Annotated in this window: 17 protein-coding genes; 9 read left to right on the forward strand and 8 right to left on the reverse strand. The window is 43.8% G+C overall.

The annotated features are described in order from the left end of the window. Positions 1-495 precede the first annotated feature (495 nt). From ACVBDY_RS10930 to ACVBDY_RS10945, 4 genes are all read left to right on the forward strand, one after another. Positions 496-1,284, forward strand: a complete 789-nt coding sequence (locus tag ACVBDY_RS10930; RefSeq protein ID WP_447175520.1) for a helix-turn-helix domain-containing protein — start codon at positions 496-498, stop codon at positions 1,282-1,284. 73 nt (positions 1,285-1,357) lie between these two features. Next, the gene (locus tag ACVBDY_RS10935; RefSeq protein ID WP_447175521.1) at positions 1,358-1,984 is read left to right on the forward strand and encodes an NAD(P)-dependent oxidoreductase; all 627 of its coding nucleotides are present in this window, start codon (positions 1,358-1,360) and stop codon (positions 1,982-1,984) included. Between the two features lie 76 nt (positions 1,985-2,060). Beyond that, entirely contained in the window at positions 2,061-3,368 is a 1,308-nt protein-coding gene (locus tag ACVBDY_RS10940) for a cytochrome ubiquinol oxidase subunit I (protein WP_447175522.1), read from the forward strand. Further along, on the forward strand, positions 3,368-4,399 hold the full coding sequence (locus tag ACVBDY_RS10945; protein WP_447175523.1) for a cytochrome d ubiquinol oxidase subunit II: 1,032 nt from the start codon (positions 3,368-3,370) through the stop codon (positions 4,397-4,399). The genes ACVBDY_RS10940 and ACVBDY_RS10945 overlap by 1 nt, the downstream gene beginning before the upstream one ends. A 10-nt stretch (positions 4,400-4,409) precedes the next feature. On the opposite strand, the gene ACVBDY_RS10950 is transcribed toward ACVBDY_RS10945, so the two are convergent. From ACVBDY_RS10950 to ACVBDY_RS10975, 6 genes are all read right to left on the reverse strand, one after another. Continuing rightward, a complete protein-coding gene (locus ACVBDY_RS10950) occupies positions 4,410-4,715 on the reverse strand; it encodes an ATP-dependent Clp protease adaptor ClpS (protein ID WP_447175790.1) in 306 nt (101 codons plus the stop codon). A gap of 253 nt (positions 4,716-4,968) precedes the next feature. Then, on the reverse strand, positions 4,969-5,811 hold the full coding sequence (gene prmA / locus ACVBDY_RS10955; protein ID WP_447175524.1) for a 50S ribosomal protein L11 methyltransferase: 843 nt from the start codon (positions 5,809-5,811) through the stop codon (positions 4,969-4,971). A gap of 73 nt (positions 5,812-5,884) precedes the next feature. After that, positions 5,885-6,634: a triose-phosphate isomerase gene (tpiA, locus tag ACVBDY_RS10960; protein ID WP_447175525.1), complete on the reverse strand. Its 750-nt coding sequence runs from the start codon at positions 6,632-6,634 to the stop codon at positions 5,885-5,887. Then, positions 6,631-7,134 (reverse strand): TlpA family protein disulfide reductase, encoded by a 504-nt coding sequence (locus ACVBDY_RS10965; RefSeq protein ID WP_447175526.1) that lies wholly within the window; start codon positions 7,132-7,134, stop codon positions 6,631-6,633. The genes tpiA and ACVBDY_RS10965 overlap by 4 nt, the downstream gene beginning before the upstream one ends. Positions 7,135-7,304: 170 nt before the next feature. Then, a complete protein-coding gene (locus tag ACVBDY_RS10970; protein WP_447175527.1) occupies positions 7,305-8,402 on the reverse strand; it encodes a BT_3928 family protein in 1,098 nt (365 codons plus the stop codon). A 277-nt stretch (positions 8,403-8,679) separates the two neighbouring features. Beyond that, a complete protein-coding gene (locus ACVBDY_RS10975) occupies positions 8,680-9,216 on the reverse strand; it encodes a DUF1599 domain-containing protein (protein WP_447175528.1) in 537 nt (178 codons plus the stop codon). Positions 9,217-9,497: 281 nt separating this feature from the next. On the opposite strand from ACVBDY_RS10975, the gene folP reads away from it, so the two are divergent. Further along, complete coding sequence (folP, locus tag ACVBDY_RS10980; protein ID WP_447175529.1) at positions 9,498-10,328, forward strand: dihydropteroate synthase; 831 nt, start codon at positions 9,498-9,500, stop codon at positions 10,326-10,328. Positions 10,329-10,338: 10 nt separating this feature from the next. Here folP and ACVBDY_RS10985 read toward each other — a convergent pair whose 3' ends face one another. Continuing rightward, positions 10,339-11,361: an alkaline phosphatase D family protein gene (locus ACVBDY_RS10985; protein WP_447175530.1), complete on the reverse strand. Its 1,023-nt coding sequence runs from the start codon at positions 11,359-11,361 to the stop codon at positions 10,339-10,341. A 145-nt stretch (positions 11,362-11,506) separates the two neighbouring features. Here ACVBDY_RS10985 and ACVBDY_RS10990 point away from each other — a divergent pair, with 145 nt between their 5' ends. The 4 genes from ACVBDY_RS10990 to ACVBDY_RS11005 all read left to right on the forward strand — a co-directional run bounded on the left by ACVBDY_RS10990 (position 11,507) and on the right by ACVBDY_RS11005 (position 15,058). Continuing rightward, the gene (locus tag ACVBDY_RS10990; RefSeq protein WP_447175531.1) at positions 11,507-12,520 is read left to right on the forward strand and encodes a DHH family phosphoesterase; all 1,014 of its coding nucleotides are present in this window, start codon (positions 11,507-11,509) and stop codon (positions 12,518-12,520) included. Beyond that, positions 12,517-13,164: a gliding motility-associated peptidyl-prolyl isomerase GldI gene (gldI, locus tag ACVBDY_RS10995; protein ID WP_447175532.1), complete on the forward strand. Its 648-nt coding sequence runs from the start codon at positions 12,517-12,519 to the stop codon at positions 13,162-13,164. The genes ACVBDY_RS10990 and gldI overlap by 4 nt, the downstream gene beginning before the upstream one ends. Before the next feature lie 77 nt (positions 13,165-13,241). Beyond that, positions 13,242-14,357 (forward strand): peptidylprolyl isomerase, encoded by a 1,116-nt coding sequence (locus ACVBDY_RS11000; RefSeq protein WP_447175533.1) that lies wholly within the window; start codon positions 13,242-13,244, stop codon positions 14,355-14,357. A 203-nt stretch (positions 14,358-14,560) separates the two neighbouring features. Then, positions 14,561-15,058, forward strand: a complete 498-nt coding sequence (locus ACVBDY_RS11005) for a DinB family protein (protein WP_447175534.1) — start codon at positions 14,561-14,563, stop codon at positions 15,056-15,058. 53 nt (positions 15,059-15,111) lie between these two features. On the opposite strand, the gene ACVBDY_RS11010 is transcribed toward ACVBDY_RS11005, so the two are convergent. Then, the gene (locus tag ACVBDY_RS11010) at positions 15,112-15,714 is read right to left on the reverse strand and encodes a hypothetical protein (RefSeq protein ID WP_447175535.1); all 603 of its coding nucleotides are present in this window, start codon (positions 15,712-15,714) and stop codon (positions 15,112-15,114) included. Positions 15,715-15,765: the final 51 nt, after the last annotated feature.

Raw genomic sequence — 15,765 nt, forward strand, 5'->3', positions numbered from 1 at the left:
CCTCGTCTCCCGCTCTTTTTTTAGATTACCCTTCCCCCCATAACCATTTTTGATTCAAGGTCTTTTCGAGGTGAGAAGTTTATCCTGAGCCCAGCGAAGGGAACCTCGTCTCCCGCTCTTTTTTTAGATTACCCTTCCCTCCATAACCATTTTTGATTCAAGGTCTTTTCGAGGTGAGAAGTTTATCCTGAGCCCAACCGAAGGGAACCTCGTCTCCCGCTCTTTTTTTAGATTACCCTTCCCCCCATAACCATTTTTGATTCAAGGTCTTTTCGAGGTGAGAAGTTTATCCTGAGCCCAGCCGAAGGGAACCTCGTCTCCCGCTCTTTTCTTTTCCTCATTATATCCATTTTTTGATTGTAGCTTTAAGTTTTCTTATGTATATTCAGTATGGGAAAGTTAATTCATGTTGTCCCCTAATCACTTTTCATAGCTAATCCGTGAATCAGTGGCTAACAAACTCCCAAACTAAGGAATTCCCTACGCCTGAATATTATGGAAGACAAGAGTACATATACGATCCCGGAAACGCTCCGCCCTTATGTAAAATCGGTGTTGTCTTTCCATAAATCTGTTCCGGAACACCTGGATAACGACATGCCTTTTTTTGCGGATGGCTGCCCTGGGATCATGTATATCGATTCCAGTGAGGATATCATGTTGAACGATAAAAAAATATCTTCCCTCTTCCTTTACGGTCAGACTGTAAAACCCATACATATTTTCACGCATGGGGAAGTCCGTGCATTTGTTTTCATCTTGTACCCGCATATCATACGTTCCCTGTTTGGTATTCATGCCAGTGAACTCACAGACAGTTGTATCGATTTTGAACTCCTGCCGTTTGCAAACGTAAAATACGTCCGGGAACAACTTTCCACTTCCGCATCTACTGAAAAACGCCTGGAAATTATGACCGGTTTTCTTCTTGGTCTGGCCGGACAACAACCGATAATAACGGACAACAGGCTTTCTCATGCTACCTCCCGCCTGTTACAGAATAACGGGGAATTATCTTTAAAAGCACTGCAAAACGATATGCAGATATCCGAACGGACCTTTGAACGGAAATTCCGGGAACATGTAGGAGTTTCTCCCCGATTGTACGCCAGGATATGCCGGTTCCGGTCGGCGATGGTACAGTTACAGTCCAAAGATTATATGAAACTTACCGATATCGCCTACGACAACGGTTATGCCGATCAATCACACTTTATCCGTACCTTCCAGGAATTCACTGGCTATACTCCCTCCGATTTTCTCACTGTTTTTACCGGGGAATGATTTTATTCCATGTCGGGTTCATTCTATTAACGGTCGACCTAGTACTGTAGTTTTGAACAAAAAACAAGAAATTATGAAAATCGTTATTTTCGGATCTACAGGCAACATCGGTAAGCCCCTGGTACTGGAGGCTCTTACCCTGGGTTACATCGTCACCGCGTTTACCCGCGACAAAAAGAACCTGGAGGACATTCGACACCGTAACCTGAGTGTTTTTGAAGGGGATATCCTGGATAAGGAAGCCGTAAGAAAGGCTGTAAAAGATCATGATGCCGTACTATGTGTTATCGGCTCGGGCAGAAAAGGTACCGTGCGGTCGCAGGGCACACGGAATATTATAGAAGGGATGCGGAACGAAGGAATAAAACGGCTGATATGCCAGAGTACACTCGGTGCCGGTGACAGCAGGGACAATCTCAACTTTTTCTGGAAACATATTATGTTCGGCTGGTATCTTAAAGGTGCATATAAAGACCATGAACTACAGGAAAAATATGTTATGGAAAGTAATCTGGACTGGACCCTGGTAAGGCCCGGCGCTTTTATCAACGGGCAAGCTACGGGCGACTTCAGGCACGGATTTGCTCCTAACGACAGAACGGTTACCCTCAAAATATCCAAAGCGGATGTAGCCATGTTTTTACTCATGCAGCTCAATACGGATCAATACCTGAAAAAAACACCGGGATTGTCTTACTAAGGCAAGTATCTTTAACACATTTCCGGAGGGACTTATGCCTGCAAAGCCGTAAATTTGTATGGTAAACTTCCCTCCTATGGAAACACTCGACGCAGCCCGTCTGCAAATGGCCGTTTCAATGATCTTCCACATCGTTTTTGCCTGTATTGGTATGGTCATGCCCTTTTTTATGGTAGTCTCTCATTACAAATGGTTGAAGACAAAAGACAAGGCTTATCTGTCCCTGACCAAAGCATGGCAAAAAGGGGTAGCCATCTTTTTTGTAACGGGGGCAGTATCGGGGACGATCCTGTCTTTTGAACTCGGTTTACTCTGGCCAAAATTCATGTTGCACGCAGGCCCCATCATAGGCATGCCGTTTTCCCTGGAGGGCGCGGCTTTTTTTGTAGAAGCCATTGCCCTGGGATTTTATCTCTACGGATGGAAAAAAATAAAAAACCAATGGTTTCACTGGTTTACCGGGCTTATCATCGGCATATCGGGCGTGGCTTCGGGTATACTGGTAGTCTCCGCTAACGGCTGGATGAACTCGCCTTCTGGCTTCGAATATGTCAACGGGGAATTCCTGAATATCGATCCGGTTAAAGCCTTGTTTAACGAAGCCTGGTTTTCACAGGCACTCCACATGGTCCTCGCCGCCTTTACCGCCACCGGATTTGCCGTAGCGGGAATACACGCCTGGCAGATATATCTCAAAAGAAATATTGCCATACATCGCAAGGCATTTACCATTGCCATATCTTTTGGTGCCATTGCCGCCATATTACAACCACTGAGCGGGGATATTTCCGCTAAAGACATAGCAGTAAGGCAACCGGTAAAACTCGCAGCCCTGGAAGCCCATTACGAAACGGGAAAAGGGGTGCCGCTGTATATAGGGGGAATAGTCAATGAAGAGAAAAAAGAGGTTACCCATAAAATAGAACTCCCGAAAATGCTCTCTTTCCTGGCTTTTGGCGATTTTGATGCGGAAGTTAAGGGATTGAATGACTTTCCGGAAGAAAACCTGCCCCCGGTGGCTATTACGCATTACGCTTTTCAGCTTATGGTAGGTCTTGGCACATTACTGGCATTGCTGGCTGTTGTGTTTTTTGTCAGCAGAAAAAAGAAGTCCCTGCTCCGGAAAAGATGGTTCTGGCTGATGTTTGCCCTTGCCGCTCCCCTGGGTTTTATTGCCGTAGAGGCCGGGTGGATAGTTACTGAAGTGGGCAGGCAACCCTGGGTGATTTACAACATTATGCGGACAAAGGATTCCGTAACCCCGATAGACGGTATCGAATACAGTCTCTTCATATTCATCCTCATGTATGTTCTGCTCGCCCTGGCTGTCGGCTGGCTGATGGGCAGACAGATCACTGTGTTTAACCGCCAAAATAATTCGTAATGACTGCAGTAGTATTTTTGTTCTTGTTTGTTTCGGTATATTTCTATCTTATATTCGGCGGAGCGGATTTCGGCGTGGGTATACTGGAATTACTGTCTTCCGGGGAAAACAAGAAAGTGACCAAGAAAATAGCATACCAGATCATAGGTCCTGTCTGGGAAGCGAATCACGTATGGCTTATCATCGTCATCGTTATCATGTGGATTGCTTTTCCAAACTACTACTATATTATTACCACGCAATTGCACATTCCGCTTACCCTGTTGCTTTTTGGTATTGTGGTGCGAGGAACAGCTTTTGTTTTCCGTCATTACGATGCGGTAGTCGATAGTTCACAAAACGTTTACAACAAGCTCTTCCAGTATTCCAGTATCATAACCCCTTTTTTACTTGGTGTGAGTGCCGGGGCTCTTATTTCCGGAAAACTTATCCCGGTAGAGGAAATAGAGAACCACAATTTTGTCGAAGCCTATATTTCTCCCTGGTTTAATATTACCTCCCTTTTAATGGGTGTCTTTGTCACCTCACTCGTCGCTTTTTTATCTGCTGTATTCCTGGTTGGTGAAACTTCCGGTGAAGAGCAAAGGTTATTCATTAAAAAGGCCAGGAAGGCCAATATATCGGTTGCGTTGAGTTCCTTGCTTATTTTTGGTTACGGTTTTTATGCGGAAGAGGTTTTTATAGATCACTTCTTTGACAATGCATTCAGTGTTGTACTGGTTATCATTGCGGCTTCACTCCTCATACCCATATGGATTTATCTCGCCAAAGGTAAAAAAGTGGTTATAAGGATCATTGTAGCATTACAGGTATTCCTGATGTTGGGTGCCTGGGTACAGTCCAATTTTCCTTCCCTGATCATCACCACGGAAGGTCCGGTAAGCATTTACGAAAATATAGCGGGGAAAACTGTAATTAATTCCATAGCTTATACTCTCCTCGCAGGTTCCGTGCTTATCCTGCCAGGATTATTCCACCTTTTCAAGTCTTTCGGGTTGTTCAAGGTATTACAGGCTCCGGAGAAAAAGTAAAACGTAATGGTTATACGATCTCCGCACTCAGTCCGGCATCCAGCAACATGGAACACCGTGGTCTCAGGTCTTCGTAAGCCCCTGTTTTTACTGTACATCTCCCTTTATAATGTACAATAATGGAGCATTGTTCAGCCTGTTCGGGGGTATGATCGCACACATCGATCAGGGTTTCTATCACATGATCGAAAGTGTTGACATCATCGTTGTAGAGGACTATCTCGTTTTGCTTCAGCACATCCTCTTCCACCAATACCTCTTCTAAAGTCTCTTCCCGGGTAGAGGCATAAAATACCCCTTTTTTATCTCCGGGCATACAGGTGTCTTCTCTCAAATATATGTTTTCTTCCGTATGCATTGTCATAAAGATAAGATGTAAACGACTTTTATACAAAATTACACAAAATTTATTTTAGAAATTTGTCTTCGTCAGCCCTATCCGGCAAACGCATTAAAAAACCATAATTGCAACATTTAATGGTTCCAGGTTTAAAATTCCGGGGTAGGTTTCACAAAACGAGGTGGCTGAGTGTCCCGAACTACGTTCGGGATGTACCGAAGCTACCGGGTTACAGCTCCGCATCGCCGTACTTCACCGCAACCCAATGGTTTTTCTCCAGAACATCCATAATGTTTAATGAAAATTTCACACAAAGTTCATTTATAACAGGGATATCGTCTTTGTAGAACCCACTGAGCAGAAGTATTCCTCCTGGTTCCAGACAAGCTACATAAGCGGGGATATCGTTCAACAGGATATTCCGGTTTATATTGGCTATAATCACCTCGTAACGCCGCCCTTCCAGCAAGCTGACATCTCCCTCATAGACGGAAATGGCGTTACATTGATTTCGCTCTACATTCTCCAGTGAATTCAGATAGCACCAATTGTCTATATCTATGGCATCGACCGCAGAAGCTCCGAGTTTTTCCGCCAGTATACCCAACACTCCCGTTCCGCACCCCATATCCAGCACTTTTTTCCCTTTCAGGTTTAGTCGCAACAGGTGCTGTATCATCATATGGGTGGTTTCATGGTGACCCGTTCCGAAACTCATTTTGGGCTCTATGATAATATCGAATTCGGTTGCGGGTACCGGGTGAAACGGGGCCCTTACCGTACATGTCCCGTCTACTTCTATAGGCTGGAAGTTCTTTTCCCACTCCTCATTCCAGTTTACCTGGGCGATTTCATCTACCTCATAAGTTATATCGAATTCCCCGCTTTTGAGAATGTAGATATCTTCCAGGCTAGAGGGTTTCCATTCACTTTTCTGAATATAGGCTATAACTCCCTCTTCATTTTCGACAAAACTCTCAAATCCAGCTTCCCCTAACTCAGCAATAAGAATTTCCGTTCCCGGTTGTACCGGTTTAACCTTAAAATCGCAGGCAATATACAATGTGTCCATTTTCTTATTCGTTGTAAGTTTCAGGTTGCATGTTTAGGGTTAACCTCAAACTTGCAACCTGAAACCTGTAACTCTAAATCGCATCTACGATAGCGATAAAATCTTTGGCTTTCAGGGAAGCGCCGCCTATAAGGCCACCATCCACATCGGGTTGTGAGAATATTTCTTTGGCGTTATCGGGTTTTACACTGCCCCCGTAAAGAATAGATACACCGTCGGCCACTTTTTCGCTGTAGTTGGAAGCAATGGTCTCGCGGATGAATTTGTGCATTTCCTGTGCTTGTTCGGGCGAAGCTGTTTCCCCGGTACCGATAGCCCAAACGGGCTCGTATGCCAGGATAATATCCTTCCAGGCAGAGGCTTTGAGATGGAAAAGGGCTTTTTTAAGCTGACTTTCAACTACTTCGAAATGTTTTCCTCCCTTGCGGTCTTCCAGTTCTTCTCCGAAACAGAATACGATAGTCATATCGTGATTCAGGGCAGTGTCTACTTTTTTGGCAAGTGTTTCATCGGTTTCGTTAAAATAGGCACGTCTTTCCGAGTGACCGAGTATTACGGTCCGTACCCCTACACTTTTCAGCATTTCTGCCGATACTTCACCGGTATATGCCCCGTTTTCGGCAAAATGCATATTTTGCGCAATAACCTCCACGGCACTCTGGCTCAGCGTGTCAAAAGCAACCCGAAGGTTGGTAAAAGCAGGGGCCACCATGACCTCCGCTTCGGTATCGGGCATTTTTTTGAGAAGTTTGGACAACAATTCCTCTGTTTGTCCCAAATCGTTATTCATTTTCCAGTTTCCGGCAACAATCTTTTTTCTCATTTTATGGTATGGTTTAAGGTATTTATTAATTGCGTATCATCAGTTTCTATAGCTTTAAATAATTCTATTTTGCCTTCCGGGTTTACCACGAGGTATCTGGGTATCCAGTCCAGCTTAATAGATTGGCAAAAAGGGCTTCCCTTCCAGCCGGCTTTGATAAAATAATGCTGTCCGTAATCGAGGTGATATTTCTCCCTTCCTTTCTCCCAACCTTCCACACTGCGATCGAGCGACAGAAAAACAAAAGTAACATCGTCGTATTTGGTGTTGATCTCCTTCAGCTTTGGGACGCTTTCAATACAGTCCTTGCACCAGGACGCCCAGACATCGATAAACAATGTTTTTCCCTGATTAGCTTCCAGTATTTCGGAAAAAGTGATATCTTTTCCTTCCACGGTGAGAAATACGTCTTCCAGGGCTTCTTCAGAAAACTCCTGCGATTGAGCGGAGAGCACCAGCGTAAAGGCCGTAAAAAATACGACCATAAAGTTCTTTTTCATAGCAGTTTTATTTTTATGAACCCGTTTAAACGAGTTTTATCGATCAGGGCCCTTAAACTTCTACCGGCCCGAGAAAGTAGTTGTCATTTTTGCCCGAAAAAGAAAGTAGCTTTCTTCTGAAAAAGACAACCTTACAAATTTAATATAATATTTGAGAGCCCGGCTATATTTTACTTCGTTTCCAACGCCTCCGCATCGTTAAAATGCAGTTTTTGTACTATGGTGCCCCGGTGGAGTTTCAATATTCCCGGATTAGAGCGAACTATAGTCTTCAAAGTTGTGGCATCCGTAAAGTAAAACTCAAAATTGAGTCCGTATTTCTTTTGTGCCGGCCGGGTAAGTTTCTCATCCGAAGCGGACATGCCGATAACCTTATATCCATCTGCAATAGCCCTGTCGGTCACTGCTTTTATTTTTTCCAGACCCTCGGGACTGGTTTTACGAAGGTCGTAAGCGATAACCATAATAAGTTTATCTTCAGCAAGCATTTCCTCCGCATAATCTTCTCCTTCCTGTTCTATGGTAAAATCGTGTACGGGGGGTTCGTAACCTTTTTGTATTTCCTCCGTTTCCACATCTATAAATTCTCCGTCTACCGTAGGATAATCGCCATTGGTCTTTATAATCTTCTCCTCCCCGTCCACCCGGAATTTCCAGGAATACTCATAGATCGGTTTGGGAGCGCCTTCGGGAACTATCATACCTTCTTCTATATTGGCCCCTATTTTATAAGGTCTGAAATCCACCACAGGCAGGTGATTGAGCACGTGATTGGCATACAAAACACAGATCACCAAAGCTATAACCGTACCTACAGCCCCGGTTTTCACCGATATAAAAGGACGGATATACTTTTGCCCGAAGAACAATACCAGTATGAACAGTAGCAACACAATATCCTTACTGAAAGATTCCCAGGGTGTCAGCTTTATGGCGTCCCCGAAACAACCGCAGTCGGTAACCACATTGAAATAAGCGGAATAGAATGTCAGGAATGTAAAGAATACGATCATAAGCAACAGGGTCCATACCGTAAATTTCGGTTTATAGCCCAGGAGCAACATGACGCCAAGCAACACTTCCAGTACCACAAGGAAAAGGGCTATGCCCAGTGCGTATGGCGTGAGGAATGGAAGGTTAAGGACATCCGCACCGAAATATTCTTCAAGTTTAAAAGAAAATCCTACCGGATCATTCAGTTTTATAGCTCCGCTGATGATAAATAAAAAACCGACGACTATTCTGGAGAAGTTTATGATATATTTCATGTGTTCACTTTTATTGCGTTTTCAACGGTCGCATGTAACCCCTTGACTAAAATAATCATTGTGCCGCGGTCTAAGGATTATTTTAGTCATGCCGGTTTCATTGCGTTATGTAAATTATTTTAGTACATGACAAAAATTGAATTTCGATAATCCCTCTCCCGAAAGTCCCGATAATTATCGGGAGGGGTTAAACTGATTTTCCGATAAATTGTGCAAAACCGATTTTTGTCATGTACTAAGGTAAATTATAGATTTGGTTTCCTGTGAACCCCGGTATTTATTCCTGTAATAATATCAATGCAAAGACGGCATAGTTGATCATGTCCTGGTAATTGGCCCCGATACCTTCGCTCACCAGGGTTTTGCCTTCATTGTCTTCAATCTGTTTAACGCGCAGTAATTTTTGCAGGATAAGGTCGGTAAGAGAACTGACTCTCAGGTCGCGCCACGCTTCACCGTAATCATGGTTTTTGGCCTCCATGAGGTTCTTGGTTTCTCCTATTTTTTCATCATACAACGCAGCAGCCTCATCTACAAGGAGATCGGGCTGATCGGCTATGCCTCTATCGATCTGGATAAGTGCCATCACGGAATAGTTGATGATCCCTATAAATTCCGAAGCCTCTCCTTCATCTACCTTCCGGGTTTTCTTCTCCTGCAAACTACGTATCCTCTGGGCCTTGATGAATATTTGGTCGGTAAGGGAAGGCAGCCGCAATATCCGCCAAGCGCTCCCGTAATCCTTCATTTTATTAACGAACAATTCCCGACAAGTGGCAATCACTTCGTCGTATTGTTTTGAAGTATCCTGCATGCTGTTGATTGTATTTTGCGTAAATTTCGCTTAATTTTTTGAATTGCTCAACTCCTGAAAGGAAATTTCATTCCGCAGTAGAGAAAGTATCTTTGATGTTTTTTAATTATTTGTTCTCTATTTTGCCACGGATACACGGATGTTTTTGTTGTTTTCTGTCTGGTGACAGACTAAATCACCGGCGTAAAATCCATAGATTTGCAGTAGACTGAAAGTGGGTTTTACCACGAATACACGAATAATTTTTATGTTGTCATGACAACATTCAAAACCGGAAAACAATGACCATAAACTGTAAAGGAACATTAATCGATCTCTCCACTCCCGCAATCATGGGAATACTCAACATTACTCCCGACTCTTTCTACGACGGCGGAAAATACAAGGACGAAAGCGATATTCTTAGCCGCACGGAAAAGATGTTAAACGAAGGGGCCACTTTTATTGATGTCGGTGCCTACAGTTCCCGCCCGGGAGCGCAGCATGTGGATGAAACGGAAGAACTTCACCGCATTGTTCCGGTCGTTTCTCTACTGGTAAAAGAATTTCCGGATATTCGTATATCGGTCGATACTTTCCGTGCCGCCGTTGCCAGGGCATGTGTGGAAGAAGGGGCAGCCATTATAAATGATATCGCTTCGGGTAACCTGGATAGCGAAATGATCCCTACCGTAGCCAAATTACGTGTACCTTATATTATGATGCATATGAAAGAGACACCCCAGAACATGCAGCAAAATCCGCAGTATGATGACATTACCAAAGAAATCCTCTATTATTTTTCAGAAAAAGTAGCTGAAGCCCGAAAAGCAGGCATCAGCGATATTATAATCGATCCCGGTTTCGGTTTTGCCAAGACCATTGCCCACAACTACGAACTGATGGACAAACTTGAACTACTGCACAACCTCGGATTGCCTGTCCTCGCGGGTATTAGCCGGAAGTCGATGATATACAAACTCCTGGGGAACACTCCGCAGGAAGCCCTGAACGGTACTACCACGCTAAACACCATTGCATTACTCAAAGGGGCACATATATTACGGGTCCATGATGTAAAGGAAGCTGTGGAATGTATGAAAATAATAGAACGATTGCAAACAAACAATTAGGAGGACAAACCTAGTACCTCTGTACCAATTCCCCTAAAACTTTATTCCCCCTGCCGCGTATCTGCATGGTTACCTGTTTTTTATCAAAATCAAACTGTAAAAGTCCGAAACTGATATCCGAAACCACTTCCCCAACCCGGTACGGATTGTACTCGGAGGTAAATTGTGTATAAGAGTGTGTTAACCCGCTGCTGGTAAAATCCACCAACGGATAAGAAAGACCCGCTATTTCCGCCCTGGAAAACTCGGATATGTGACGGTCCCCCGAGAGAACGATCACCCCCTTGGCCCCGGAATCGGATATTTGTTGCTGTAACCTGTCTATTTCATGCGGAAAATTGGCCCAGGCTTCAAAGCCGTGCTCCCCGGATAAAAACTGGATACTGCTTACGATCAGGTTAAAATCGGCATCCGAACCGGCAAGCTCCTTTTCCAGCCACTGCCATTGCCGCTCTCCGAGCATCGTACCTTCCCCGTAAATGCCGGGCATATATCGCTTTCCTTTTTCCCGAGATTCCGTAAGTCCGGAACGGAAATACCGGGTATCCAGTACGATGATCTTTATTGTTCCTTTCGGCGTTTTCAATATTTCCGAATGATATACCCCTTCCCTGTTTCTCCGGGGATCGTTTTCGGCCACTCCCATAAAGTCCAGAAAGAGTTGTTGGGTTCCCTGTTTGGCATGAAATTCTTCTCCCCCGTCATTCAGTCCGTAATCGTGGTCGTCCCAGGTGCCCAGTATTTTCGTTTTGTTCCTCACCTTCCTGTAATCTTCCTGTGCCAACTGGTTCTTATAATGCTCTTGCATTATCTCCATACTATCCGTATCCGAATAGATGTTATCCCCGCCCCATATCCATACTGCCGGATCGTTTTTCAACACTTCTTTCCAAAGTACATTTTCCAGCCTTTGGTTATTACACGAACCGAATGCAATAACATAGTCCGGTCCGGAAATTGTAGACACCGTTTCTTTTGCAGATTGACATGCTATAAAGAAAAGGGGGAACAGGAGTAAAAATAATCGTCTCATTTATTCGTTATTTTCAAGAAAAAACAAATGTACGATATGTCGTATTAACCGAATGTTATGGTTTTTACGGCAAACGGTCTTCCGCTACGGATAACTTCAGGTTATTTTTGACAAAAAATCGGGATAAATCGTATCTTAGCCCCTTATGAATACAAACATACAAGAGCTCGGGGATGTACTTGCCTCGTCAAAGAACATTGTTATTGTTCCACATAAAAATCCGGATGGAGACGCTATAGGTGCTTCCCTGGCCGTATATCATTACCTGAATCTTCTGGGGCACAATGTCGTGGTTATATCTCCCAACGAATACCCGGATTTCCTGAAATGGATGCCGGGGAGCGAGAGTGTTTTGAAATTCGACACCAAAAGAAAAACGGCAAAGGCACTTATAGAAAATGCCGACCTTATTTTTACACTGGACTTCAATTCACTGGACCGTGTTGAAGATATGAAACCATCCCTGGCAAACAGTAAGGCTGCCTTTGTAATGATAGACCATCACGAACAACCTGACGATTACGCCACATATATCTATTCCGATCCGAAAATGGGATCTACCTGTGAAATGATCTATCATTTTATGGACACCCTGGGCCATCGTGACAAAATAAACAAAGATATAGCCACCTGCCTTTACACCGGAATTATGACGGATTCAGGATCGTTCCGTTTTCCTTCCACTACAAGCATCACCCACCGGGTGGTTGCAGATCTTATGGACAGGGGAGCGGAAAATTCGGATATACACAGTGCCGTTTATGATACCAACGGACTAAGCAGGCTACACCTGCTGGGATGCGCACTAAAAAATCTCGTGCTCCTGGAAAAATACAACACGGTATATATTACCCTGAGCAGGAAAGAACTGGAGCAATTCGGCTTTAAAAAAGGGGACACGGAAGGTTTTGTAAATTACGGGCTATCGCTCAAAAACGTTCGGTTTTCGGTCATATTTCTTGAGGATACCCAGGAAGATTTTATCAAGATCTCCCTGCGTTCCGTCGGGGATTTCTCTGTCAACGATGTGGCCAGAAAACACTTTAACGGCGGTGGACATATCAATGCCTCCGGGGGAAGAAGCGATCTTTCTATGGAGGATACCATTCAGAAGTTCACGAAACTGCTGGAGGAGTATAAAAAGGAATTGACAAAATGAGGTGTGGTAAAAAAAACATAGCGAGTTTCCGGATACCGGATGAATTAAACAAGCATTCCTTTACCCGGCCTCTCTGTACCCTGCTGTTATCCCTTTTCATGTTCACCGGGTGCAAAGAACCCGAAGCCCGAAGACCCGTAGCTGTAAAAACCGGGGAATTTTTCCGGAAATCCGTGGAGCGGAATAAGGAACTGCTGGAAAAAGAACAGGTACTAATTAAGGAACTTATACGAAAGGACAGTGTACACGTCTATAGGTCCTCACCAAACGGCTATTGGTATTATTATCAGCAAAAAGACAGTATGGGCGCCTATATGCCACAACCAGATGATCTTATACTCATTAACTACGATATCCGCTACCTGAATGACAGCATTATTTACAGTAAAGAAGAAATCGGACAGGTTCGTTTTAAAGTAGACAAAGAAGATTTGTTCCCGGGGCTCAGGACTGCAGTCAAACTATTGAAAAAAGGAGAAACCGCTACTTTCATGTTCCCTTCTTCCCTGGCTTTTGGCTATCATGGTGACGAAAACAGGATAGGGGTCAACATTCCCGTAAAAAGTACAATAACCCTGCTGGACATCCTGGAAACTGCCCGGGACAGTGTGACTACGGGGAATACTTCCGGGGATATACAATAAGTTTATTCAAGTATCAAAAGTTTAAATGAATTCATAAAATTTACAACGCAAAACCAAATTCACAAACATTAATATCCATGAAAAAAATCAATGCAGCTTTTTTGCTTCTTGTCCTGGTTGCCCTGGGGTGTAAAAGTACCAGGCATTCTGATCTCGGAGACGGTATTTTTGCCGATATAGAGACCAATAAGGGAGAAATGATCCTCCAATTACACTACAAACAAACCCCGGTAACGGCAGCTAACTTTATCTCTCTGGCCGAAGGGACCAGTCCCTTTGTGTCAGACAGCCTTAAAAATAAGAAATTTTATAATGGTGTCACCTTTCACCGGGTCATAAAAGATTTTATGATACAGGGCGGAGACCCGTCCGGTACCGGCCAATCTGGTCCCGGGTATAAATTCGAGGATGAAATCGTGGACACGCTCAGGCACGACAGCAAAGGAACACTGTCTATGGCCAATGCCGGACCGGGTACCAACGGCAGCCAGTTTTTTATTACCCATGTGCCAACGCCTCACCTGGACGGAAGGCATACGGTGTTCGGTAAAGTTGTGGAAGGCCTGGAAGTCGTAGATACCATAGCCAATGTAAAAACCTCTCCCGATGGTAACAAACCCCTGGAAGATGTGGTTATGAATAAGGTAACCATCATCCGGAACGGTAAAGAAGCCAAAAAATTTGATGCCGTTAAGGTAATGACCGAATATTTCGACAAGATCAACAAACGGGAAGAAGAAGCTAAAAAAGCAGCCGAAGCCCTGGTTCGGGAGTTCGAGAGCCAGATAGGTAAGGCGGAAGAACTTCCCAGCGGATTGAAAATATTGTACCTGAACAAAGCTGAAAACGGAGAAAAACCACAGGAAGGCACATATGTAAAAGTTAATTATGCCGGGTTCCTGGATACCGGGAAACTGTTCGATTCCAATGAACTTAGTATCGTGGAGAAATTCGGTACGGTAAACGAGGTTCGTAAAGAAAAAGGCGGATATGCTCCCATACCCATGCTCTACGGCCCGGACTCTCCCCTTATCCCAGGCTTCAGGGAAGGACTTTTACAGATGAACGCAGGAGACAAAGTAAGGCTCTTTATCCCTTCTCACCTCGCGTATGGTGAAGCGGGAGCCGGAGGAGTTATCCCACCGAATGCCGATCTTGTTTTTGACGTAGAGATCACGGAACTCGCAGAATAATTCCGTAAACCCTATATAAAATTCTAAAGGTTGCCTCTGAATTATCAGGCAACCTTTTTTATTTTCCCGCATCCATACTACAATCAAAAAAATGTATGGTGGTATTTTTTCCGGAAAAACCATTTATTACTGACATTCTGTTGGCAGACAGTGCCCTTATCTTTGAACCAGATAATAAACAAACAAAACCTTTATAATAAATTATGAAAACTACCATCTCTTTACTTACACAGAACTATGTCAACTACAATCTCTGGGCTAATACAAAGCTCGTGGAGTGGCTGAGAACAAAAGACGAAGACCTTGTGAAACAACATGTTCCTTCCAGCTTTCCCGGGATCGGACCTACTTTGGAACACATCAGGCAAACCGAAAGATACTGGCTTTCTGTTTTAAAAAAGGAGCCTCCAAAAACATTTGAAGAAGTTAAGGAAACACTGGAAGATACCTTTACGGGAGTTCTCAAACAATCTTCAGAATTAGCCAGTTATATCCATACATTGGTAGAAGAAAACATAGAAGAAAAAATCCTTATTGAAAGCCCGTGGTTCCGTTCTGACTTTCCGGGCTTCGAATATGTAATGCATTGTGTTAACCACAGCACTTATCACCGGGGACAGGTTATTACCATAGGCCGTAACCTGGGTTTTACGGATGCACCTATGACTGATTATAACTTTTACAATGTTGAAAAACAATAAAAAGACCGTAACCAAAAAGAGGCCCAAAAAGCCTCTTTTATTTTTATATAGTATCAGCTGGACAACAATCTGTAATGCATATCTTCCGGGGTCCGTATTTCTATGTAAACCTTACCATTATTTTGGAGTCTGCCTACCGTAAAGTCATACCCTGAGAAATCGCCCTCTGGTGATTCCCACCGGTATCCTTCCCAAGGGCTTCCGAAGATATTGTCTGATGACCGAACATCCACTTTTTCCCTTTTCATCATGACCTTACGATCGTTCGAAATAAATTCACCCGTAGCACAGTCTACGGCGAAGGAGACCGAATCACGCTCCGGAACAAAGGTTATGATGTCATCTTTACATATTACCGTGTATTTCTCTTTCCCGGTATATATAACCATTTCGTTTGCCCCCTCCGTATCTCTGCCGTTAAATATTTTTTCCGCCTGTTCTCCCGACAGTGTGACTTTTGTTGTATTTCTATGTCCCGCATAAGGCGGGTTTTGTCGGATTTCGACAGTACCTTGCTGTTCCTTTTTACTGAAGTGGACGACGGTAAAAGCATGTTCTCCTTCGGGAAGGATCTGTTTAATGTCATCCTTGATTTTCTGACCGTATCCGGACAAAAAGACCGCCATGCTCAACGGAATGAATATCTTCTTTAACATCGGGTTGATTGTTTTTTGTTAGATTATAAATATAACCTTTGCAAAGCAACA

The sequence above is a fragment of the Sinomicrobium halophytocola genome (assembly GCF_052983395.1).

What these genes read in the sequence shown, in the direction of transcription:
- tpiA (WP_447175525.1), bottom strand. Translation starts at nt 6,634, where the DNA reads ATGAGAAAAAAGATTGTTGCCGGAAACTGGAAAATGAATAACGATTTG.
- ACVBDY_RS10990 (WP_447175531.1), top strand. Translation starts at nt 11,507, where the DNA reads ATGAATACAAACATACAAGAGCTCGGGGATGTACTTGCCTCGTCAAAG.
- ACVBDY_RS10945 (WP_447175523.1), top strand. Translation starts at nt 3,368, where the DNA reads ATGACTGCAGTAGTATTTTTGTTCTTGTTTGTTTCGGTATATTTCTAT.
- gldI (WP_447175532.1), top strand. Translation starts at nt 12,517, where the DNA reads ATGAGGTGTGGTAAAAAAAACATAGCGAGTTTCCGGATACCGGATGAA.
- ACVBDY_RS10965 (WP_447175526.1), bottom strand. Translation starts at nt 7,134, where the DNA reads ATGAAAAAGAACTTTATGGTCGTATTTTTTACGGCCTTTACGCTGGTG.
- folP (WP_447175529.1), top strand. Translation starts at nt 9,498, where the DNA reads ATGACCATAAACTGTAAAGGAACATTAATCGATCTCTCCACTCCCGCA.
- ACVBDY_RS10975 (WP_447175528.1), bottom strand. Translation starts at nt 9,216, where the DNA reads ATGCAGGATACTTCAAAACAATACGACGAAGTGATTGCCACTTGTCGG.
- ACVBDY_RS10970 (WP_447175527.1), bottom strand. Translation starts at nt 8,402, where the DNA reads ATGAAATATATCATAAACTTCTCCAGAATAGTCGTCGGTTTTTTATTT.
- prmA (WP_447175524.1), bottom strand. Translation starts at nt 5,811, where the DNA reads ATGGACACATTGTATATTGCCTGCGATTTTAAGGTTAAACCGGTACAA.
- ACVBDY_RS11000 (WP_447175533.1), top strand. Translation starts at nt 13,242, where the DNA reads ATGAAAAAAATCAATGCAGCTTTTTTGCTTCTTGTCCTGGTTGCCCTG.
- ACVBDY_RS10985 (WP_447175530.1), bottom strand. Translation starts at nt 11,361, where the DNA reads ATGAGACGATTATTTTTACTCCTGTTCCCCCTTTTCTTTATAGCATGT.
- ACVBDY_RS11010 (WP_447175535.1), bottom strand. Translation starts at nt 15,714, where the DNA reads ATGTTAAAGAAGATATTCATTCCGTTGAGCATGGCGGTCTTTTTGTCC.
- ACVBDY_RS10935 (WP_447175521.1), top strand. Translation starts at nt 1,358, where the DNA reads ATGAAAATCGTTATTTTCGGATCTACAGGCAACATCGGTAAGCCCCTG.
- ACVBDY_RS11005 (WP_447175534.1), top strand. Translation starts at nt 14,561, where the DNA reads ATGAAAACTACCATCTCTTTACTTACACAGAACTATGTCAACTACAAT.
- ACVBDY_RS10940 (WP_447175522.1), top strand. Translation starts at nt 2,061, where the DNA reads ATGGAAACACTCGACGCAGCCCGTCTGCAAATGGCCGTTTCAATGATC.
- ACVBDY_RS10930 (WP_447175520.1), top strand. Translation starts at nt 496, where the DNA reads ATGGAAGACAAGAGTACATATACGATCCCGGAAACGCTCCGCCCTTAT.
- ACVBDY_RS10950 (WP_447175790.1), bottom strand. Translation starts at nt 4,715, where the DNA reads ATGCCCGGAGATAAAAAAGGGGTATTTTATGCCTCTACCCGGGAAGAG.